General features: G+C 73.0%; 18 protein-coding genes and 1 pseudogene. 6 read left to right on the top strand and 13 right to left on the bottom strand.

Features of this window, described 5'->3' with window-relative positions:
* Window positions 1-55 precede the first annotated feature (55 nt).
* Complete coding sequence (locus EAO73_RS24455; protein WP_191134207.1) at window positions 56-1,282, bottom strand: MFS transporter; 1,227 nt, start codon at window positions 1,280-1,282, stop codon at window positions 56-58.
* A 155-nt stretch (window positions 1,283-1,437) separates the two neighbouring features.
* Here EAO73_RS24455 and EAO73_RS24450 point away from each other — a divergent pair, with 155 nt between their 5' ends.
* On the top strand, window positions 1,438-2,652 hold the full coding sequence (locus tag EAO73_RS24450) for an ROK family protein (protein ID WP_147973729.1): 1,215 nt from the start codon (window positions 1,438-1,440) through the stop codon (window positions 2,650-2,652).
* A gap of 31 nt (window positions 2,653-2,683) precedes the next feature.
* On the opposite strand, the gene EAO73_RS24445 is transcribed toward EAO73_RS24450, so the two are convergent.
* From EAO73_RS24445 to EAO73_RS24420, 6 genes are all read right to left on the bottom strand, one after another.
* Window positions 2,684-3,586, bottom strand: coding sequence for a phosphotriesterase (locus tag EAO73_RS24445; protein ID WP_147973728.1), 903 nt, complete (start codon window positions 3,584-3,586; stop codon window positions 2,684-2,686).
* Window positions 3,580-4,161: a DUF4865 family protein gene (locus EAO73_RS24440; protein ID WP_147973727.1), complete on the bottom strand. Its 582-nt coding sequence runs from the start codon at window positions 4,159-4,161 to the stop codon at window positions 3,580-3,582. The genes EAO73_RS24445 and EAO73_RS24440 overlap by 7 nt, the downstream gene beginning before the upstream one ends.
* Window positions 4,162-4,172: 11 nt before the next feature.
* Window positions 4,173-4,571 carry a cupin domain-containing protein gene (locus EAO73_RS24435; RefSeq protein WP_147973726.1) on the bottom strand — a complete coding sequence of 133 codons (399 nt, stop codon included), beginning with the start codon at window positions 4,569-4,571 and terminating at the stop codon, window positions 4,173-4,175.
* Window positions 4,572-4,601: 30 nt separating this feature from the next.
* Entirely contained in the window at window positions 4,602-5,162 is a 561-nt protein-coding gene (locus tag EAO73_RS24430) for a TetR/AcrR family transcriptional regulator (protein WP_224756431.1), read from the bottom strand.
* Between the two features lie 92 nt (window positions 5,163-5,254).
* A complete protein-coding gene (locus EAO73_RS24425; RefSeq protein ID WP_191134206.1) occupies window positions 5,255-5,773 on the bottom strand; it encodes an ATP-binding protein in 519 nt (172 codons plus the stop codon).
* Window positions 5,774-5,959: 186 nt separating this feature from the next.
* Window positions 5,960-6,301 carry a hypothetical protein gene (locus EAO73_RS24420; RefSeq protein ID WP_147973724.1) on the bottom strand — a complete coding sequence of 114 codons (342 nt, stop codon included), beginning with the start codon at window positions 6,299-6,301 and terminating at the stop codon, window positions 5,960-5,962.
* A gap of 228 nt (window positions 6,302-6,529) precedes the next feature.
* Here EAO73_RS24420 and EAO73_RS24415 point away from each other — a divergent pair, with 228 nt between their 5' ends.
* The gene (locus tag EAO73_RS24415; RefSeq protein ID WP_147973723.1) at window positions 6,530-7,666 is read left to right on the top strand and encodes a PLP-dependent cysteine synthase family protein; all 1,137 of its coding nucleotides are present in this window, start codon (window positions 6,530-6,532) and stop codon (window positions 7,664-7,666) included.
* A 32-nt stretch (window positions 7,667-7,698) separates the two neighbouring features.
* Here EAO73_RS24415 and EAO73_RS24410 read toward each other — a convergent pair whose 3' ends face one another.
* Both EAO73_RS24410 and EAO73_RS24405 read right to left on the bottom strand, forming a co-directional pair.
* On the bottom strand, window positions 7,699-8,160 hold the full coding sequence (locus EAO73_RS24410) for an SRPBCC family protein (protein ID WP_147973722.1): 462 nt from the start codon (window positions 8,158-8,160) through the stop codon (window positions 7,699-7,701).
* Between the two features lie 48 nt (window positions 8,161-8,208).
* Window positions 8,209-9,045 carry a DeoR/GlpR family DNA-binding transcription regulator gene (locus EAO73_RS24405; protein ID WP_147973721.1) on the bottom strand — a complete coding sequence of 279 codons (837 nt, stop codon included), beginning with the start codon at window positions 9,043-9,045 and terminating at the stop codon, window positions 8,209-8,211.
* 269 nt (window positions 9,046-9,314) lie between these two features.
* Between EAO73_RS24405 and EAO73_RS24400 the strand changes: the two are divergent.
* Window positions 9,315-11,599 (top strand): annotated as a pseudogene (locus tag EAO73_RS24400) (hypothetical protein); the annotation flags it as partial.
* On the opposite strand, the gene EAO73_RS24395 reads toward EAO73_RS24400, so the two are convergent.
* The 3 genes from EAO73_RS24395 to EAO73_RS24385 all read right to left on the bottom strand — a co-directional run bounded on the left by EAO73_RS24395 (window position 11,572) and on the right by EAO73_RS24385 (window position 15,659).
* Complete coding sequence (locus tag EAO73_RS24395) at window positions 11,572-14,001, bottom strand: right-handed parallel beta-helix repeat-containing protein (protein WP_147973719.1); 2,430 nt, start codon at window positions 13,999-14,001, stop codon at window positions 11,572-11,574. The pseudogene EAO73_RS24400 and the gene EAO73_RS24395 overlap by 28 nt on opposite strands.
* A gap of 193 nt (window positions 14,002-14,194) precedes the next feature.
* Entirely contained in the window at window positions 14,195-14,791 is a 597-nt protein-coding gene (locus EAO73_RS24390) for a hypothetical protein (protein ID WP_147973718.1), read from the bottom strand.
* Window positions 14,792-15,182: 391 nt separating this feature from the next.
* A complete protein-coding gene (locus tag EAO73_RS24385; protein WP_147973717.1) occupies window positions 15,183-15,659 on the bottom strand; it encodes a DUF6643 family protein in 477 nt (158 codons plus the stop codon).
* Between the two features lie 135 nt (window positions 15,660-15,794).
* Here EAO73_RS24385 and EAO73_RS24380 point away from each other — a divergent pair, with 135 nt between their 5' ends.
* Complete coding sequence (locus EAO73_RS24380; protein WP_224756430.1) at window positions 15,795-16,541, top strand: hypothetical protein; 747 nt, start codon at window positions 15,795-15,797, stop codon at window positions 16,539-16,541.
* Window positions 16,542-16,590: 49 nt separating this feature from the next.
* Complete coding sequence (locus tag EAO73_RS24375) at window positions 16,591-17,916, top strand: TerD family protein (protein ID WP_147973716.1); 1,326 nt, start codon at window positions 16,591-16,593, stop codon at window positions 17,914-17,916.
* Between the two features lie 21 nt (window positions 17,917-17,937).
* Here the strand turns inward: EAO73_RS24375 and EAO73_RS24370 are convergent, their stop codons facing one another.
* Entirely contained in the window at window positions 17,938-19,110 is a 1,173-nt protein-coding gene (locus EAO73_RS24370; protein ID WP_147973715.1) for a glycosyltransferase, read from the bottom strand.
* Between the two features lie 58 nt (window positions 19,111-19,168).
* Here EAO73_RS24370 and EAO73_RS24365 point away from each other — a divergent pair, with 58 nt between their 5' ends.
* Window positions 19,169-19,951 carry a glutamate racemase gene (locus tag EAO73_RS24365; protein WP_147973714.1) on the top strand — a complete coding sequence of 261 codons (783 nt, stop codon included), beginning with the start codon at window positions 19,169-19,171 and terminating at the stop codon, window positions 19,949-19,951.
* Window positions 19,952-20,004: the final 53 nt, after the last annotated feature.

Genomic DNA, 20,004 nt, shown 5'->3' with positions numbered 1-20,004 from the left:
GTCTCCATCGTGCGCGGGGGGAATCGTTCCTGCCTGAGTACCGCTACTCATTCGCTCAGCTGTGCGCAGCCTTGCGGGCGCCGTACCCGAGGGCCGCCGCCGCACCGGCCAGCACCGCCACGGTGGTCAGGGCCACCGGCAGCGAGAACCAGTCGGCCAGGAAGCCGATCGCGGGCGGCCCGAGCAGCATGCCGCCGTAGCCCAGCGTCGAGGCTGCGGCGACCCCGCCGGGGCCCGCAAGCTCGCCGGCCCGGCCGACCGCCACCGGGAAGATGTTGGCGAGGCCGAGCCCGGTGACGGCGAACCCGAGCAGCGCGAGCCAGGCCGTCGGGGCGAGCGACCCCAGGAGCATCCCGGCGGCCGCCGTGAGGCCGCCCGCCACCAGTGTGCGGGTCTGCCCGAGCCGTTCGAGGAGGATCGTGCCGCTGAGCCGGCCCGCCGTCATGGCCAGTGCGAACAGCGAGTAGCCGGCGGCGGCGATCCCGGGGCGGGCGTGCAGGTCCTGCTCCAGGTGCAGGGCGCCCCAGTCGGCCAGGGCGCCTTCGCCGTACGCGGTGCAGAGCGCGATCACGCCGAACAGCAGCACCACCTTGCGCGCCCGCCCGGACAGGCGCTGGGCGGGCCGGCCGGAGGGTGCGGCGGCGACCACCGCCTCCGGAGCCTTCGGGGCGGGGTGCCGCAGCAGGACCGGGCCCGCGACAGCGGTGACGACCAGGCCGATTCCGGTCAGGAAGAAGAGGTGCAGGGCGGGCGAGAGACCGCCGGCGACAAGCCCGCCGAGCCCGGCGCCGATCATCCCGCCGAGGCTGAACGCGGCGTGGAAGCTGGGCATCACGGGGCGGCGCAGGGCGGAGACCAGGTCCACCGCCGCGCTGTTCATCGCCACGTTCATCCCGCCGTACGCCGCACCGAAGACCAGGAGTACGAGACCCAGGGAGAGGGCCGAGTGCGTCTGGGCGGGCAACGCGATGCTGAGGGACAGCAGGACGCCGCAGACCACGGTCACCGCGTGGCTGCCGAACCGGTGGCAGAGCCGGCCGGTCAGCATCATGGTGATCACGGCACCGGCGGATACGCCGAGGAGAGCGAGGCCGAGGGTGGAGGCCGAGGCGCCGGTCTGGTGCTTGATGGCCGGGATGCGGACCACCCAGCCGGCGAAGAGGAAACCGTCGAGGGCGAAGAACACGGTCAGCGCGGTACGGAGACGGGCCGACGGGAGCGGGGCGGTGTTGCCGCCAGGTCCCCCCGGGAGTGCCGTCCGCAGTTTGTTTAGTTGCGGCACAAACTCAGCATAGGGGCGGCCGGACAGCGGACGCAAGACGGATGTCCCGCCCGGCCCGCAGCGCGCGGTCCGGGGCCACGGCGAGGCGTCGCACCCGGGGCAAGTCGGCCACCACGGCGTCAAAGCCACCTCCGGATCATGGGAGACTCGCCCCCATGAACGGCAAGGCGACCACCACCCGGACGAAGTTGGAGAGGGGCCGCAGCGCGCTCGGACCCGCCCTGGAACTCGTCCACACCGGACGCGCGCCCACGCGCGCCGTCCTCACCTCCGAGCTGGGGGTCACCCGGGCCACGGCGGGCGCGGTCGCTGCCGAACTGGAGGCGCTCGGCCTCATCCGCGTCGACTCCAGCCCCGGTTCGGCGGCGGGCTCGCAGGGCCGGCCCTCGCACCGGCTGGCCGTACGGGAGTCCGGTCCGGTGGCCGTCGCCGCCCAGGTGCACGCGGACGGCTTCCGCGCCGCGCTCGTCGGCCTCGGCGGCCGGCTCGTCGCCACGGCTCCCGGCTGCGTCACCATCACCGCCGACCCCGCCCAGGTCATCGGAGAAGTCGTCGACGACTGCGCACGGCTGCTGCGGGACAGCGGACTGCGGTGCGTCGGGGCCGGCCTCGCGGTGCCGTCGGCGGTCGCCGAGCCGGAGGGCACCGCCCTCAACCCGCTCCACATCGCCTGGCCCGCCGGCGCCCCGGTCCGCGAGATCTTCGCCACCTGCGTACGCGAAGCGGGCATCGAGGGACCGGCGTTCACCGGGAACGACGTCAACCTCGCCGCGCTCGCCGAACACCGGCACGGTGCCGGGCGCGAGGCCCAGCACCTGCTGTGCGTCGCTACCGGACACCGTGGCGTGGGCGGCGCGCTCGTCCTCGACGGCCGCCTGCACACCGGGAGTTCGGGTCTCGCCCTGGAGGTCGGCCACCTCACCGTCAACCCGGAGGGCCGCCCCTGCCACTGCGGGGGCCGCGGCTGCCTGGACGTCGAGACCGACCCGCTCGCCTTCCTCACCGCCGCCGGACGCACCCCCGGCCCCGAGGAGTCCCTGCTCAAGCAGTCCGGCGACCTGCTGCGCAACGAGTACGAGGACCCGGCGGTGCGCACCGCCGCCGAGGAGCTGATCGACCGGCTCGGCCTCGGCCTCGCCGGCCTCGTCAACATCCTCAACCCGGACCGGATCATCCTCGGCGGTCTGCACCGCGCCCTGCTCGACGCCGACCCCGAGCGGCTGCGGGCGGTGGTGGCCGACCGCAGCCTGTGGGGGCGCAGTGGGAGCGTGCCGATCCTGCCCTGCACCCTCGACCACAACAGCCTGGTCGGGGCGGCGGAACTGGCCTGGCAGCCGGTCCTGGACGACCCGCTGGGGGCGCTGGCCTGAGGGGCCGGCTCACACCGGGGAACCCGTGTTCTCAGGCGCCCGCCGGCGCCTCGAACGCGAACGCCCGCGCCGGATTCGTCACCAGCACCGCCTCCATCACCTCGGCGCCCAGCACCTCCTCCAGACGGGGACGCAGCCGGCGCAGCAGGTACGGCATGCCGGGAGTCTCCGGCACGGTCGTGTCACCGCCCAGCAGCAACTGCCCGGTGAACCCCGCCCCGGCCAGCTCCGCCAGCTCGTCCGGCAGCCGCCAGTCCGTCGCGTGGTTGGCCCGCGAGGGCCCGTCGAACGCCAGGAAGGCTCCCGCACGCGCCGCCTCCCGCTGCACCGCCCCGTCCGGGGAGCGGCCCAGGTGGCCGAGGATCACCCGGTGCGGAGGGACGCCCAACTCCCCGCACAGCAGGTCCAGGACGTCGAGCGCGGCCGTGCCCAGCTCCAGGTGGACGGCGATCGGCGCGCCCGTGCGGTGGTGGGCCCCGGCCGCCGCGGTCATGGTGAGCCGGGCGTGTGCGTCGAGCGTGTGGAAGGCGCCGGCCACCTTGATCAGACCGGCCCGCACCCCGCTGGTGCCGATGCCCTCGGTCAGCTCCGCGACGAACAGGCCGGCGAGGTCGTCCCTGATCCGGTCCAGCAGCTCCGGCGGGTAGTGCACCGCCTGGTGCAGCCCGGTCGCGGCCACCACATGCGTGCCCGTCGTACGGGACAGCTCCGCCAGCGCGCCGGCCCGGCGGCCCATGCCGTGGGGTGTCCACTGCACGATCGTCCGGCCGCCCAGCGCGTGGAAGGCGCGCAGCCGTTCGGCCGCCGTTCCGGGGTCGTCCAGCTCCTGCCCCGGCAGCACGGGGCTGCGCAGGAAGAGGTGGTCGTGTGCGTCGCAGACCCCCAGCTCACCGGGTGCGATGTCACCGAGAACGGTGCGGACCAGCGCTACCACTGGCGTCCCTCCCTGATCCGGTCCTGCTCAGGGCTGCTGAGGTGGAGCACCTGGTAGCGCTCGCCCGGTGCCTTGGGGGCGGGGTCGTCCCAGAGCGTGAAGTGGAGGAGTTCCCAGTGGCGCGGATCGGCGGCCAGGGCCGTGGCGACCGCGCCGGGGGTCTTCGCGAGCCGGCGGCTCTCCTCCAGCGCCGCCTCCACCGCGTCGGCCGGGGCGGCCGACTGCGGCACGGACGAGCGGTGGCGGGTGGCCGTGCGGGGGAGTGCGCCCGACGCGGGGCCCTCCTCGTACGCGAGCCCGGTCCAGTGCTGGACCACCGGGCGGCCGAAGTCCTGGACTATGCCCTGGAATCCGGAGCCCCAGAGGAAGGCGTTCATGCCTTCGGGCCGCGTCCACAGGTAGAACGGTGCGTACTGGTTGACCGGGGAGTCCTCGCCCCGCTCCCGTATCAGATACGCCTTGAGGCCGAGCCCGGGGAAGTCGTCCAGGAGGTGGCCCCGGGTCGCCACCCGGTGGCGGATGACGCCCATGTCGTAGTCGGCGGGCAAGGTGATCTCGTACTGCATGGCATGCATCGAAGAGCTCCTCAGGATGCCGGGTAGTCGGCGACGCCGGCGTCGGTGTGCCAGTGGATGGTGCTGCCGTCCTCGGCCGCTTCGACGACGGCCAGATGGGTCATGAAGGCGCGCGGTGAGGCTCCGTGCCAATGCCACTCGTCCGGCTCGATCCACACGGTGTCGCCCGCCCGGATCGTCTCGACGGGTCCGCCCCTGCGCTGCACCAGACCCTCGCCCTCGGTGACATGCAGAACCTGGCCGTGCGGGTGGGTGTGCCACGAGGTGTGGCCGCCCGGCGCGAAGTGCACGCTGAACATCCGCAGCCGGGAGGGCGGTTCGGGTGCGGCGATCTCGTCGAGCCAGACGGTGCCGTTGAAGTGCGCGGCCGGGCCCTGCTGGGTGTCCGGGCGGTTCCTGGTGATACGCATGTGCGGCTGCTCCTGAGAACGGTCGGCGGGTCAGGCGTGCGGGGCGAGCAGGGTGAGCAGTCCGCGGACGCCCGCGTCGAAGGCGTCCGTCGATCCCGCGGCGCGGGCCAGCACATAGCCGCCCTGCACGGTCGCGACGATCGTCGCGGCGATGTCCTCGGGCACGACGCCGGGGGTGAACTCGCCCGCTTCGACGCCCTCGCGGACGAGGGCGGCGAGCCTGCCGCGCAGCCAGGCGATCGTCTCGTCGACCGGCTCCCGCAGCTCATCGCTCGCGATGATCTCCGGGTCCATCGTCAGCCGCCCCACCGGGCAGCCACGCAGGACGTCGCGCTCGCGGAGCAGGTAGGCCGAGATTCGCTCGTACGCGGACCCGGGCGTGTCGAGCACCCGGCCGGCGGTCTCCCGCAGCTCGTCGGCCGTACGACGAATGGCGGTCAGCGCCAGGTCGGGCTTGCCGGTGAAGTGGTGGTACATGCTGCCCTGGCCCGCATGGGCGTGCTGCTGGATGGCCTTGGGGCTCGTGCCCACGTAGCCGCGCTCCCACAGGAGCTCCCGAGTGGCTTCGATCAGACGGTCCGGAGTGCTCATGCGGACAGTGTACATACTAGTAGGTACAGAAAGGCGCTGCCGGGCACACGGAAGCGGGGCACCCCCCGTGGGGATGCCCCGCTTCCGTCATGTCAGCCCACCGCGGCCGACCGGGTCGTGGAGGGCGGTGGACCCTCCAGATGCTTCAGGCCGCTCAGGTCGAAAGGGCCGTCGGTCGTCGCCCCGTACAGCACGTGCGACGGCCGCGCGAGCGGGGCCGGTGTGGGCAGCGTGAACCACACGACCTTCCCCTCCCCGCCCCGGGGGCGCACTCCCCAGCTCTCGCTGACCGCGGCGATCAGTGCGAGCCCGCGCCCCGATGTGCTGGAGTCGTCGGCCTCGCGCACGGTCGGCAGCCGTGGATCGTGGTCGTGGACGGACACCGTGAGCCGTTCGAGCAGCAACTCGATCTCGACGGTGCATGACTTGTCCGGCTGTGCGTGCCGGTGGACGTTGGTGAGGAGCTCGGTGACGCCCAGCGCTGTCTGGTCGATCAGAGAATCGAGATGCCAGTAGCGCAGTTGCGCCGAGATGATTCTGCGGACCTGACCGATCCGCGACGGCAGGGCCTGGAGCTCCACCGTGCAGTGCCTGCTTGGCTCGCTGATCACGGCTGCGACTCCCCGAAATAGGTCCGGAAGAAGACGAAGGAACGGATCCAGCACATGGCTCGCTGCTGAGTCCGGGCCGGCGGCCTGGATCACAGTGTCACCGCCGGTACACCATGAGTGACGTGACTCCAATGTCGCTCAGGGCATACGGCTTCGCAACTCGCGGTGGCCCCCGCCGCGCCGCCCTCAGGTCCTGCGGCCCCCCGCGCTGTACAGCGCCTCCAGGAACCGGCGCGAGGGTGTCGCGTCGCCCGGTTTGCCGTCCGGCCGCCGCATCGTCAGCCGGTACCGCGTCCCGTTGACCCGCGCCACCGCGGCGTCCGCCCCCGCGAACCAGGGTCTCCCCGCGCTCACCGTGCCCACCGGCGCGCTGTCGATCTCCCTCCCGTAACTCGTCAGAAGGGCCACCCGGCCGTCCCTGACGGTCACCTGCCCGGCCCTGGTGACCGAGCGCGCCCATCGGTCGATGCGTACCCCCGTCGCGCTGAACTCCGTCACGCCCGTGGTGCTGAACTCCGTTTCGGACATGGCCCCTTCGCCCCCTTCGCGATACCTCTGAGACGAAGTGTGCCCATCCCGGGCCCTGTGCACCAGAGCGGGACGGTACGTGAACGGCGCATTCGGGCCGAGCGGGCGGCACCGGCCTCCGGCCGCGACACCAAGGAAGTGCTATGGGCCATCAAAGTCAACGTTTGTGCAGGTAGGGGGCTTATCGTGGGCCCCGCCGAGACCGGTCGTACGAGGAGAAGCGCACAGATGGACACCAGTGAGCACGGGCGCGGCGGCGCAGCCGCGGCGACCGTCGACATCGACCGTTCCGACCCGGCCTACCGCGCCTGGCTCAAGGAGGCCGTCCGCAAGGTCCAGGCCGACGCCAACCGCTCGGCCGACACGCATCTGCTGCTCTTCCCGCTGCCCGAGAGCTGGGGCATCGACCTCTACCTCAAGGACGAGTCGACGCACCCCACCGGCAGCCTCAAGCACCGGCTGGCGCGTTCGCTCTTCCTCTACGGGCTCTGCAACGGCTGGATCCGGCCGGGCAAACCGGTCATCGAGGCGTCGAGCGGTTCGACCGCCGTCTCGGAGGCGTACTTCGCCAAACTGATCGGGGTGCCGTTCATCGCCGTGATGCCCCGCACCACAAGCCCGGAGAAGTGCCGGCTCATCGAATTCCACGGCGGGCGCTGCCACTTCGTCGACGACTCGCGCCGGATGTACGAGGAGTCGTCGCGGCTCGCCGCGGAGACCGGCGGTCACTACATGGACCAGTTCACCTACGCCGAGCGGGCCACCGACTGGCGCGGCAACAACAACATCGCGGAGTCGGTCTACCAGCAGCTGAGGCTCGAACGGTATCCGGAGCCCACCTGGATCGTCGCCACCGCCGGCACCGGCGGCACCTCGGCGACCATCGCGCGCTATGTGCACTACATGCAGCACGACACCAGGATCTGCGTGCCCGACCCGGAGAACTCCTGTTTCTTCGACGGCTGGACCCGTCACGACCCGCACGCCACCAGCGACTGCGGCTCCCGTATCGAAGGCATCGGCCGGCCGCGCATGGAACCGAGCTTCGTGCCCGGGGCGATCGACCGGATGATGAAGGTCCCGGACGCGGCGAGCGTCGCGGCCGTACGCGCACTGGAACGGGCCATCGGGCGCAAGGCGGGCGGGTCCACCGGGACTGGGCTGTGGAGCGCGTTCAAACTGGTCGCCGAAATGGTCGCCCAGGGCACCCGAGGCAGTGTCGTCACCCTGATCTGCGACCCCGGCGACCGCTACCTGGACAAGTACTACTCCGACTCCTGGCTGGCCGCGCAGGGCCTGGACATCGCCCCGTACGCCCGGACCATCGACCACTTCCTGGCGACCGGTAGCTGGCCGGAGGGATAAAGCAGCCTGAAGGCAACCGAGTTGACGGATCGTCAGGCGTCTCGGCCGAACCGCGGCGCCGGGCGGTCCAGCATGGAGTCCAGGACCCGGCCGAAAACCCGTCTGCCCGCACCGGCGATCACCGGGTCGGCCCAGCGGGGCAGCAGGCGTACGGACAGCTCCTCCACCCACACCACATGGGAGCCGGCCCGGTTCGGATACACATCGATCGACGCCCGGCCCCGCACCACACGGCCGCGCTTCTCCAGCCGGCACATCCCGGCCCGGCTTCCGGCGGGCGGCGACCACCGGACCACTTCCATCGGATCGTCGAACGCCAGCGGACCCACCCCGGTCCGTGCCACGAAGACCGTCCCGACCCGGGTCGGCAGACCGGTCGGCACCGTGATCACGGTCAGCGGCACCTGCGCGGCATGCCGCTCCCAGTCCGTCACCCGGCGCCAGGACTCGGCTGCGGGCAACGAGGTGAAACGCTCGATCCGGAAGACGGCCACACCACGATCCTAGGGCGTGACCGCCCCGTCGCGAGCGGAGCGGAATCCTCAGCCCTCGGCGGGCCCGTCGTCCCCGCCGGCGACCAGCAGACCGGGCAGGTGCTCCTCGATCTCCGCCCGCGCGCCCGTCGGCAGGCCGGCGTCCGTGACGAGCGTGCTCACCTCGTCCAGCGCGGCGAACGAGCTGAGACCGACCGTGCCCCACTTGGTGTGGTCGGCGACCACCACCACCCGCCGCGCCGACTGCACGAACCGGCGGTTCGTCTCCGCCTCCGCGAGGTTCGGCGTGGACAGCCCCGCCTCGACCGAGATTCCGTGGACCCCGAGGAAGAGCACATCGAAGTGGAGCGCGGCGATCGCCCGGTCGGCGACCGGGCCGACCAGCGAGTCGGACGGCGTACGCACCCCGCCCGTGAGGACGACTGTCGCCGCCCCCGGACGGCCGCCCGGCGCACCGGGCCGCTGCGCCGCGTGGAACACGTCCGCGACCCGTACCGAGTTCGTCACCACGGTCAGGTCCGGCACGTCCAGCAGATGCTGGGCCAGCGCGTACGTCGTGGTGCCGCCGGACAGGGCGATCGCGCTGCCGGGCACGGCCATCGCGGCGGCGGCGCGGGCGATGTCCTCCTTGGCGGTCAGCTCCAGCGTCGACTTCGCCTCGAAACCCGGCTCGTGCGTGCTCGCCTCGACCACGGGCACGGCACCGCCGTGCACCTTCTCGATCACACCCTGCCGGGCCAGCGCGTCCAGATCCCGGCGGACGGTCATGTCCGAGACGTTCAGCTTCCGGGTCAGCTCGTTGACCCGCACCCCGCCGCGCCGGCGCACCTCGTCGAGGATCAGCGCACGCCGCTGCTCCGCGAGCAGATTCTGATTCTCGCTCAACGCCGGGCCTTGCCCTTCCCTCTGGCCGTACACGAGTCCGTACAGACGGAGTCATCCTGCCACGCGGTGTCGCGGGCCGTCGCCCGGGGGAGATTCGATAGGAACGACACGGCCACCGGCGCCCGCCCCCGATCGCGGTGACCGGGCATCAGCCGCCTTCCCCCTGCGAGAGCGAGACGCACGTGCCTTCTCCCACCCCTGCCCCGCGCAGTACCGGTCCCGCGCTGGAATTACTGGTCCACGGGGTGGGCGGGACCACCCCCCAGGAGATGCTGGTCGACCCGCGCACGGTCCGCGTCACGGGCGACACCACGGCGGCCATCTACCGGCGCTCCTCGGACGTCGACGCCGAACAGCACCCCGAGCGGTACCGCGAGAAGCCCATCGCCGAGGCGTACTGCTGGTCCAACCTCACCTCCGGCAACGGCTCCCGCGCGCTGTGGCTGCTGCTGCTCCCCTTCATGGTGATCAACCTCGCCCACTGGATGCGTCCCACCGCCCGGCGGCGCCCCCGCGCGATCCGGCTGTACGGCGTCCTCGTGCGGCTCATCGCGCTCAGTCTCACCGTGCTGCTGACCGCCGCCGCCTGCGAAGTCGCCCTGGACCTCACCGCCTGGCAGTGCGCGGGCGTGCCGGACTGCTCCGGGCAGCGCTCCTGGCTGGGATTCCTCTCCGCCGAGCAGGGCGGCTGGTGGTCCCAGCCGGGCCGCCGCCTCGCCCTGGCCGCCGTGGTGCCGGCCGCGCTGGTCGGTCTGCTCTGGTTCCTCTCCAACCGGACCTGGAGCGCCTACGAGTCCCAGCGGCCGCTGACCGGGGCGGCGGACGCGGACGACGAGGACGAGCCGGGCGAGGCACCCGCGCCCGACCCCGTGCGCCCCGCGCTCGGACGGCCCGGGTTCTGGTACGGACGCCGCCTCGTCGCACGGCTGCGCGCCGCCCACACCGCCGCCGGGTTCCTCACCGTCGCCGCGGCCGTCACCGAGGCCGCCGCCCGCCACGACCGCGCCGTCGCCGGACCGGTCGCCCCGCTCCTCGGCCGGCTCATCGAGGGCGCGCTCGTCCTCGGGCTGATCGTCGTGCTCTGGGTGGTCTGCCGCCGGGGCCGCAGCGAACGGCGCCTGGACAACCGGCTCGACCGGGCCGTCATCACCTGGCTGCCCGGCGCCGCGCTGACCCTCCTCGTCCTCGCCGCCGTCCACGCCGCCTGGTCCCGCCCCGACTGGACGTCCTCCGGGAGGCTGCCCGGTGACGTCACGCTGTTCCGGGCGGTCAGCGTGGCCGAGGGCATCCTGGTGGTCCTCCTCGCGGCGATCTCGCTCGACCTGTACCGGCGCTGCCCCGAGCCGCGCACCGTCCTGCGCGGCCTCGGCGGACCGGCTGTCGCGATGCTCGCCTGCGCCCTGGGCGGCGTGATGACCGGTGGTGTCGCCCAGCGCGTCGCCGACTGGCTCGACGGCCCCGGCAGCCCCGGCATGGGACGCAGCGCCTTCATAGAGGGGCCGCCGGTGCTGCTCAGCTGGCAGGCGTCCGTCATCCCCGTCCTCCTGGTGCTGCTCCTGGTACCGGGCGCCTGGCTCGGCGTACGGACCTGGCTGACCGCGCGACGGCTGGAACCGGTGGTCGACGCGGAGTACGGCGAGCCGTTCCCCGACCCGTCACGGACCAAGCACATCGCCCGCATCCGGGCCACTGCCGCGCTCACCGACTCGGCGCCCGGCATGCTCGGCCTTGTCTCCGGCGCGACGCTGCTCCTCGGCGCGGGTGCGGTGGGCGGTGCCTGGGTCACCGGAGAGGTACCCGGACGCGCGCTGGACGGCAGCGGTCCGTTCCTCGAATCGGTGGCCGAGGCGGCGCAGTCCACCGGCTCCTGGCTGATCGGCTTCGGCTTCCTCGTCTTCGTCGCCTGCGGCAGGCGGGCCTACCGCGACGCCTCCGCCCGGCGCACGATCGGCATCCTGTGGGACGTCGGCACGTTCTGGCCGCGCGCCGCCCACCCCTTCGCCCCGCCCTGCTACGCGGAACGCGCCGTGCCCGATCTGGCCTCCCGCATGTCCGGCTGGACCGGCCGCACCCGGGGCCGGCTCGTCATCTCCGGCCACTCCCAGGGCAGTGTCCTGGCCGCCTCCGCCGTCTGGCAGCTGCCCGCCCGCACCCGCTCCCGGGTCGCCCTGCTCACCTACGGCTCACCCATCGAACGCCTCTACGGCCGGTGGTTCCCCGCCTACTTCGGACCCGGGCAGCTCCACGGGCTGCACCGCTCCGTGCACTGCTGGCGCAATCTGTGGCGGGCCACCGACCCCATCGGCGGCGAGATCCGGCTCGGCCTGGAATCAGGGCCCGAGGTCGACCGGGGCCCGCTGAAGGACCCGCTGGTCTACGGACGGACCCCCGAACACCCGCTGCCCGAACCGGTCCTCGGCCACTCCGACTACCAGGCCGACCCCGTCTTCGCCGAGGAACGCGCCGCGCTCCTGGAACGGCTCGACCCGGTCCTGCCCCAGCAGGCGGACCCGGCCCGCGACGACGTCAGGGCAGTTCCGGGAGGTCCTCCGGGTACAGCAGAGTGAGATCGTCCGTGCTCGGATCGGCGAGCTGGGCGACCCGGCCGGCGTGCCGCTCGACCATCGACTCGAACGTCTGGCGAGCGGTGCGCCCGTTGCCGAAGGCCGCCCCCTTCGGCAGCTCGGTGAAGTACTTCAGCAGCGCCTCACCGGTGCCCGGTGCCAGGCTGTACTCATGCTCCTGGGACTGCTGCTCGACGATCCGCAGCAGCTCGGCCGGGTCGTAGTCGCTGAACGTGATGGTCCGTGAGAAACGCGACGCCACCCCGGGGTTGACGGTCAGGAACCGCTCCATCTCGTGCGTGTACCCGGCGACGATCACGACCACCGCGTCCCGGTGGTCCTCCATCAGCTTCACCAGCGTGTCGATCGCCTCGCGGCCGAAGTCCCGGCCGGAGTCCTCCGGGGAGAGGGCGTACGCCTCGTCGACGAACAGCACCCCGCCGCGCGCCCGGTCGAACGCCTCCTGCGTACGGATGGCGGTCGAGCCGATGTGCTCGCCCACCAGGTCGACCCGGGACACCTCGACCAGATGGCCCCGCTCCAGCACCCCGAGCGCGGCCAGGATCTCGCCGTACAGCCGGGCCACCGTGGTCTTGCCGGTGCCCGGGGAGCCGGTGAAGACGAGATGGCGGCGGACCGATGCCGCCTTGAGACCCGCCTCCCGGCGCCTGCGCCCCACCTCGATCATGTCCGTGAGGGCCCGCACCTCGCGCTTGACGCTGTCCAGGCCGACCAGCGCGTCCAGTTCGCCCAGGACCTCGCCGGAGGTGCGGGCCGGCTCGGCCGGCGGAGCCGGCGCGTCCTCCACGGGGCGCGGCGCGGGGACCGAACCGAGCAGTCCGGGCGAGGACTGCGTGGCCGTCAGGACACTGGCCGGCGGGGGAGTGGCGGTGCGCAGCCCGCTCTCGTCGCTCGTGCAGTCCTCCACGACCAGCCCGCTTCCCGTACCGTCCCCGTGGCCCGTGCCCTCGGGGAACTCGTAGCCGCCGCGGGCGCACCGCTCGGTGCGGCACCGGGTCAGCGTCGTCCGGCAGCCCTCCATCACATGGAAGCCGTACCCCTCGCTGCCCGTCACCCGGCAGCCGTTGAACTTCCCCCGGCCCTCGGCCGACACATAGAAACCGGCCTCTGCGGGCGAGGTCACGGTGCACCGCTCGATCACCGGATCCGCGCCCTTGGTGACGATCACGCCCGTCTGCGCCGCGTCCACGGTGCAGTTGTTCAGCGTGCCGCCGCTCCCGTGGTCCCGGAACCAGGCGCCGGTCGACACCTCGCGGATGCGGCAGTCGTCGAGCTGCGCGGTCGCGCCGTCGCTGACCGACACCGCGGTGTTGCGGACCTGGGAGAGGTCGCTGTCCACGACGTCGGCGCGCGAGCCCCGGTCGAGGACGAAAAGGGCGTCCGGGACGTCGTGGACCCGGCAGGAATCCAGTATCACCGTCGCGCCGTCACTGACCCAGACCGCCGGGTAGTCGCCCGTACTGTCATGGATCTCGCACTGGTTGGCGTCCACCCGGGTGCCCGGGTCCCACACGGACAGGCCGTTGCGGCCGAAGCGGCGCACCGTCGAGCGGGTCAGCGTCAGCACCGCCCGAGAACGCAGGTCCACCGCGTTCTCCGGGATGTCGTGGATGTCGCAGTCGGCCAGCGTGAGCACCGCGTCGGTGTCCAGCGTGACCCCGTCCGCCGAGGTGCGGTGCACCGTGCAGTCGGTGAGATGGGCGGCGCCGCGGGCCGTCACCTGTATCCCGCTGCCCTTGATCTCGTAGATCTCGCAGCCCAGCGCCTCCAGGCCGCTGCCCTCACCGGTGACGGACAGGCCCGCGCCCGAGGCGTGGTGGACCCGGCAGCGCTCCAGCCGGGGGTGCCCGCCGTCGCGGACGGCGACCCCGGACTGACCGGCCGAGACGATCTCGCAGTCCTCGAACACCCCGCCCGCGCCGTCGAGTACGGCGATGCCGACGCCGGCCGGATTGTCGACGGTGCACCGGCGCACGGTGGGCCGGGCGGCACCGCGCACCTCGACGCCCGCGGCCGAGCGGGTCACGACCCGCACGTCCGTTATCTCCGGTGCGCCCTCCTCGATGAGCACGGCCGGGGCCGCCGAGTCCTGACCCTCCACATGGAGGTCCTGGACGATCGCGGAGGCGCGCAGGGTCAGCGGCACCCCGTCGGCGGGCGCGATGCGCACAGAGCCGAGGGAGCCCTCGGGCCCGCGCAGCGTCACCGCGCGGGCGATGACCAGGTTCTCCCGGTAGGTGCCGGGCGCGACGGTGAGCACGTCACCGTCCGCCGCGGCTTCGAGCGCCGCGGAGAGGGAGGCGTATTCGCCCGTGCGGCGCCGCCACCGCGATGTGCCGGTGTGCGTCACCTGGACCGTGCCCTGTGCCATGGCGCTGTCGTGCCCCCGCCTCGTGCGTGTGTGGTGCCCGGGTCACCGGCCTCGCGGCAGCGACCAGCCGGGGTCCGCCTGCCGGAGAGCGACGGGCGGGCCGGTCCACCGTAGCGCGCGCGGAGGCCACGAGTTGACCCGATGCGCACGTCCCGGCACCTGCCCGGCGGATCGGGGCGTTCGAGGAAACGATCTAGCTGCCGGTACCCGTCCTGCCCCAGTCCGGGCCTGCCGCGGCCCAGGCCCGGTCGAGCCGTTCGTACCGCCGCCGTGTCATGCGGCGGACGGTCAGGCGCCGGCCGCACTCGATCAGCAGGGCCGCCAGCATCGCGGCCCCGAACCCGGCCAGCGCCGCATGGGTGTGCGCCGTCGGCAGGTCCATCGGACGCGGCGCCGGATCGCCCTCCCGGTCGGTCCAGACCCACACCTTCGTGCCGGGCTTCGCGTTGCGCGAGGCGGTCGTCACCGCCGCGGTGCGCGCGCTGCCGTCCGGAGCGTGCCATCGCGCCACGACCTCGGTCCGCGCCATGCGGCCGGTGGATATCTCGGGGTCGGGGACGAGACGGGAGGCGGCCAGCCGGCGCACCACGACGGCGGTGCTCAGGTGACGGTCCGCCCGCTGGGCGCGCACCGAGGCCGTCAGCGCCGCGTCGGTCCGGGCCCCGCAGAGCCAGCCCAGCGCCGGAGCAGCCAGCATCAGCAGAAGGAACGCGACCAGCGCCAGCCACGCCTCGAACCGGTCCGTCGCCCGGCGCAGCGGGTTGTGCCGCCAACGCCAGACACCCGCCATGGCCCGCACAGTCCCGCACCCCCTTCCGTGTCCGGCCCGATCCGCGGGACGGGCCCCGGGGCCGCGCAGCGGGAGCGGCCCACTGTGCTCAACGCGTGGTCCGCCGCCGTGAGTTCCCGGCGCCCACGGGCACATTCGGTCGAGTACGCGGACGGGGTGACCCTCGGGGTCCGGCTCCCGTCCTCCTCCGCCCGAGCGGCCGTGCCGCCCACCACCGCGGCGGGCCTGGAAACGCCCTTCGGCGGCGGCCCCTCCCCGGGGCCGCCGCCGCGCGCGACGAGCGCGTTCAGGGCGTCGGGACGCGGCGGACGGCACTCCGCCCGGACCGCTGCAGCGCCCGTTCCGCCGCGCGCGGCGCCTCCGGCCGCGCCCGTCTGCCGCCGTATTCCGGCTAGTAGCCCCGGCCGCCCTGGTAGGGCCGCCCGTACGGGTCCTCGTACGGGGCCTGCTGGGGGGCGGGCCGCGGCGCCGCGGGGCGCATCGACTCGTAGCCCGTGCTCGGCGCCGGCCGCTGCTGCTGCGGCGGGGGCGCCTGGTACATTCCGCGACCGCCGGCCGGCTGCTGCGGGATGTACGGCGCCGGCGCGTGCTGCAACTGCGCGGGCTGCATCGGTGCGTAGCCCTGCTGTGCCATCGGCTGGGGGTAGCCGTAGGACTGCTGGGGCTGGGAGGGCGCCGCGGGAAGAGCCGGCAGGGCCGCGGGGAGCGCCGGCAGGTAGCTGTTGCCGGTGTCGTACGCGGCAGGCACTCGGATCGGTGCGATCTGAGGGGTGCCCCGCTCCGCGACCAGGGAGTCGTAGATCGGAGTATCGGGGAACGACGGCGCGGCGTAGTAGCCGCCACCGTAGGTGGAGCGGGGGGAGGTCATGACACCTAAGTTAAGCCCACGATGTGCAGATTGGGGAGTCCCAATTTTGTGGTCATCGGATTTACCCTCACTCTGTCTGTCTGACCTGCTGAAACATCGTTGTCTTCGCAGGCCCGTACACAGAGGAATCCACCCTTGAATCACCGCCGAACCGCGCCCTGGATTGCGGCGCTCTCCGCACTGATGGTCACGGCATGCGCACCGGACTCGGCCGCGCGAACGGAATCCGGCCCCGAGAAGGTCCGCGAACTGCTCGCCTCGGCCGATGACGCCCCCTGCTCGGCCGCACTCCGCGCCGTCACGCAATCCGGGTCGGACCGGCTGCAGCTCATGGAGGGCCGGCTCAATCTCAACGCGCCCTTGACGGGGCGGACGACGGACACCACCGCCCAGTACACCGAGGACGTCGTGATCACCCGGGAGAAGGTGTACCGGCGGGCGGTCGGGACGCGTGGCGCGTGGCAGGAATTCCCCGCGGCGACGGCCAAGGGCGGTGTACCCGTCGACCGCCTCCCGCAGTTCGTACGGTTCCTGCTCGACCACGAGGCCACCGTGGACCGGGAAAGCGATCCCGTGCACGTCTCGGCCCGCGTCACGCCGAAGGACGTCGAATCCGCCGACCGGACCGCCGGGCGCAATCTCCGCCCCGCGACAACGGTCGACGCCGAGGCATGGGTCGACGGGCAGGGCCGTGTCGTGCGCATACGCGAGAACATGCACTTCGCGTCCGGTCCCGACATTCGTCTCTCGCTCGAACTCACCGATTTCCGAAGCGCTATTGAGGTGCGCGCGCCCACCCGGGGCAGCGACTGGGCGGCCGCTGACCGACCCCGGGAAGAGGCGGACCGGTTGTCCGTACCCGTACCTGTGTGGGTCCTGTGACAGGGCGGGCATTAGGTTGACCCGGAAAGGTCTCGGCAGCGGACTCGTGATGGGGGCGAGCATGACCATGCAAAAGGGAACCAATGTCCCAGTGGCGGCCCAGGCCGTGCGTGTCGAAATCGGATGGCGCACCGCTCCGGGGACACCCGACGTGGACGCCTCCGCGCTTCTTCTCCTCGGCTCGGGAAAGGTGCGCAACGACGGGGACTTCGTCTTCTACAACCAGCCGTCCCACACCTCCGGCTCGGTGCGCCACGAGGGCAAGCGCACCGCCGGCGGCGCGGCGACCGACACCCTCTTTGCCGACCTGGCGCGCGTGGAGCCGGCCATCGACCGCGTGGTGCTGGCCGCTTCGGCGGACGGCGGCACGTTCGGCCGGGTCAGCGGACTGTACGTACGGGTCCTGGACGCGATGAACGGTGCCGAACTGGCTCGCTTCGACAGCTCCGACGCGACCGTGGAGACGGCCTTCATCCTCGGTGAGCTCTACCGGCGCCAGGGCGCCTGGAAGTTCCGCGCGGTCGGCCAGGGCTACGGCTCCGGACTCGCGGGACTCGCCACGGACTTCGGGATCTCCGTGGACGAACCGCAGCAGCCACAGGCGGCGCCGCAGCCCCGGCCGGCCACCCGGGTCGCGGCCGCCCCGCCGCCTCCCCAGTACCCGCAGCCGACGCTCGCCGCGCCGATGGCGCCCCCGGTTCCGCCGGCCCCTCCCGCGCCGCCCGTCACCCAGCCCGTCCGGCTGACCAAGGTGACGCTCACGAAGGAGGCGCCGTCCGTCTCCCTCACCAAGCAGGGCGGCACGTCGGGCGCCATGCGCGTCAACCTCAACTGGGAGGTGCGCAAGCAGTTCAAGGGATGGGGCAGCAAGCTCGGCCGGGCCGTGGCGAACCACTCGGACCTCGACCTGGACCTCTGCGCCCTGTACGAACTGACCGACGGCCGCAAGGGAGTCGTCCAGGCACTCGGAAACGCCTTCGGCGCACTCCACCAGCCGCCGTTCATCCACCTCGACGGCGACGACCGCACCGGTGCCGTCGACACCGGTGAGAACCTGACGATCAACCTCGACCACAAGGCGCAACTCCGCCGGGTCCTGATCTTCGTCACCATCTACGAGGGGGCCCGCAGCTTCGCCGATCTGCACGCCACGGTCACCCTCCAGCCCCAGCACGGCGCGCCGATCGACTTCTCGCTGGACGAGTGCACGGTCCCGTCCACCGTCTGCGCGCTCGCGCTCATCACCAACACCGGCAGCGACCTCACCGTGCAGCGCGAGGCCCGCTATCTGGTGCCGCAGCGCGGCGTCAGCCCGCAGCGCACCATCGACCACGCCTACGGCTGGGGCATGAACTGGACCCCGGGCCGCAAGTGACCGCGCCCGGATGTCACTGAGTCACTGATCCGGTGCGGCCTCGGGACGGGCGTACGTACGCCCCTTCCAGGCCGCACCGCGTCCCCGGTGGTGCTGCACCGCCGAATCGACGGTCATCAGCAGATACAGCAGTGCGGTGAACGGCAGCAGCGGGGCGAGCCACAGCGACTGCCGGTAGTAGCCGAGCATCGGCATGTACGTCCCCGCCATGACGGCCCACGCGAGCCCCCCGGCCCACGCCGCCACCGCGTCCCCGCCCAGCAGCCCGGCCACCAGCGTCACCGGCGGGGCGAGGTAGACCAGCGCGAGCCCGAGCACCGTACCGAGCAGCACCAGCGGATTGTGCCGCAGCTGGGCGTACGCGCTGCGCGAGACCATCCGCCACAGATCGGCCAGGCACGGGTACGGGCGCACACTGTCCACCCGGTCCGCGAGCCCCAGCCAGATCCGGCCCCCCGAGCGCCGTACCGCCCGCGCCAGCGACACATCGTCGATCACCGCCTGCCGGATCGAGCCGGGCACCCCCGCCCGCACCGCCGCCTCCGACCGCAGCAGCACACAGCCCCCCGCCGCGGCGGCCGTCCGGCCGCCCTTCCGGTTGATCCACCGGAACGGATAGAGCTGCGCGAAGAAGTAGACGAAGGCCGGAACGACCAGCCGCTCCCAGACGCTCGCCACCCGCAGCCGCGCCATCTGCGAGACCAGATCGAAGCCGCCCGACTCCGCCGCAGCCACCAGCTCCCGCAGACTGTCCGGCTCGTGCGCGATGTCGGCGTCCGTGAGCAGCAGGTAATCCGGCTCCCGGGTACGCGCCAGCGCCATCCCGTGACGTACGGCCCAGAGCTTGCCCGTCCAGCCGGGCTCGGGCTCCCCGGGCGAGACCACGGTCACCGGCAGACCCCCGCACCGCACGGACAGCGTGCGGGCGACGTCCCCCGTACCGTCCCTGCTGCAGTCGTCGACCAGGAAGATCTCGGCGGCCCCCGGATAGTCCTGCGCCAGCAGCGACGGCAGGCTCACCGGCAGCATCTCCGCCTCGTCGCGCGCGGGCACCACGACGGCGACCGAGGGCCAGCGCTCCGGGTCGGCGCGGCTCGGAAGGCGCTGGTCGGTGCGCCAGAAGAACCCCTGGCCCAGCAGCAGCCACACCCATGCGACAAGCGAACCCACGGCGATCCAGGCAACGGCGCTCATTGGCGGAAGTCTGCACCACTGAGCGGGGACCGCAAGGGCGGTCGACTATGGTGACCGGGTGAAGATCGCGCTCATGGACTCCGGAATCGGGCTGCTCGCCGCCGCCGCCGCAGTACGCCGGCTGAGGCCGGACGCCGATCTGGTGCTCTCCTCCGACCCCGCCAACATGCCCTGGGGCCGGGCTCCCGAGGGCGTGAAGACCCACGCCCTCGCAGTGGCGCGGGCCGCCGCCGCGCACCGGCCGGACGCGCTGATCGTCGCCTGCAACACCGCGTCCGTGCACGCCCTGGAGACCCTGCGCGCCGAGCTGGAACCGGACCTGCCCGTCATCGGCACCGTCCCGGCGATCAAGCCCGCCGCCGCGGCCGGCGGCTCCGTGGCGATCTGGGCCACCCCGGCCACCACCGGCAGCCCCTACCAGCGCGGGCTGATCCGTGACTTCGCCGGGTCCGCCTCCGTCACCGAGGTGCCCTGCCCCGGCCTCGCCGACGCGGTGCAGTACGCGGACGAGGCCGGCATCGAGCGGGCGGTGGCCGCCGCCGCCGCGCTCACCCCGCCCGACGTGCGGGCCGTCGTCCTCGGCTGCACCCACTACGAGCTTGTGGCCGAGCGCATCCGCGCCGCCGTCGGCAGGCCCGGCCGGCCCCCGGTCGCCCTGCACGGTTCCGCCGGCGCCGTCGCCGCCCAGGTACTGCGCCGGATCGGTGCCGAACCCGCCCCGTCGGCCGAACCCTCCTCCTCCATCGAGGTCATCCTCAGCGGACGCGCCGCAGAGCTGCCACAGGCCGCCCTGGCCTATGCGGAAGGGCGTGGGCTGGCCGCCCTCGGCTCCGTCCGCTGACGCTCCGGCGACCCCGCCGCAGCGCCCGTGACCTTCCCGCGCGCCCGTTCTTC

Origin of the sequence: Streptomyces sp. col6, assembly GCF_008042035.1 — a bacterium.
Taxonomy (GTDB): domain Bacteria; phylum Actinomycetota; class Actinomycetes; order Streptomycetales; family Streptomycetaceae; genus Streptomyces.
Note: the sequence above shows the minus strand (reverse complement) of the source record. Positions and strands in the feature narration are given on the sequence as shown.

Bases quoted from the DNA above. Each gene is read 5' to 3' on its own strand.
- EAO73_RS24450 (WP_147973729.1), top strand. From the start codon at position 1,438: ATGAACGGCAAGGCGACCACCACCCGGACGAAGTTGGAGAGGGGCCGC.
- EAO73_RS24440 (WP_147973727.1), bottom strand. From the start codon at position 4,161: ATGCATGCCATGCAGTACGAGATCACCTTGCCCGCCGACTACGACATG.
- EAO73_RS24435 (WP_147973726.1), bottom strand. From the start codon at position 4,571: ATGCGTATCACCAGGAACCGCCCGGACACCCAGCAGGGCCCGGCCGCG.
- EAO73_RS24430 (WP_224756431.1), bottom strand. From the start codon at position 5,162: ATGAGCACTCCGGACCGTCTGATCGAAGCCACTCGGGAGCTCCTGTGG.
- EAO73_RS24420 (WP_147973724.1), bottom strand. From the start codon at position 6,301: ATGTCCGAAACGGAGTTCAGCACCACGGGCGTGACGGAGTTCAGCGCG.
- EAO73_RS24415 (WP_147973723.1), top strand. From the start codon at position 6,530: ATGGACACCAGTGAGCACGGGCGCGGCGGCGCAGCCGCGGCGACCGTC.
- EAO73_RS24395 (WP_147973719.1), bottom strand. From the start codon at position 14,001: ATGGCACAGGGCACGGTCCAGGTGACGCACACCGGCACATCGCGGTGG.
- EAO73_RS24390 (WP_147973718.1), bottom strand. From the start codon at position 14,791: ATGGCGGGTGTCTGGCGTTGGCGGCACAACCCGCTGCGCCGGGCGACG.
- EAO73_RS24385 (WP_147973717.1), bottom strand. From the start codon at position 15,659: ATGACCTCCCCCCGCTCCACCTACGGTGGCGGCTACTACGCCGCGCCG.
- EAO73_RS24375 (WP_147973716.1), top strand. From the start codon at position 16,591: ATGGGGGCGAGCATGACCATGCAAAAGGGAACCAATGTCCCAGTGGCG.
- EAO73_RS24370 (WP_147973715.1), bottom strand. From the start codon at position 19,110: ATGAGCGCCGTTGCCTGGATCGCCGTGGGTTCGCTTGTCGCATGGGTG.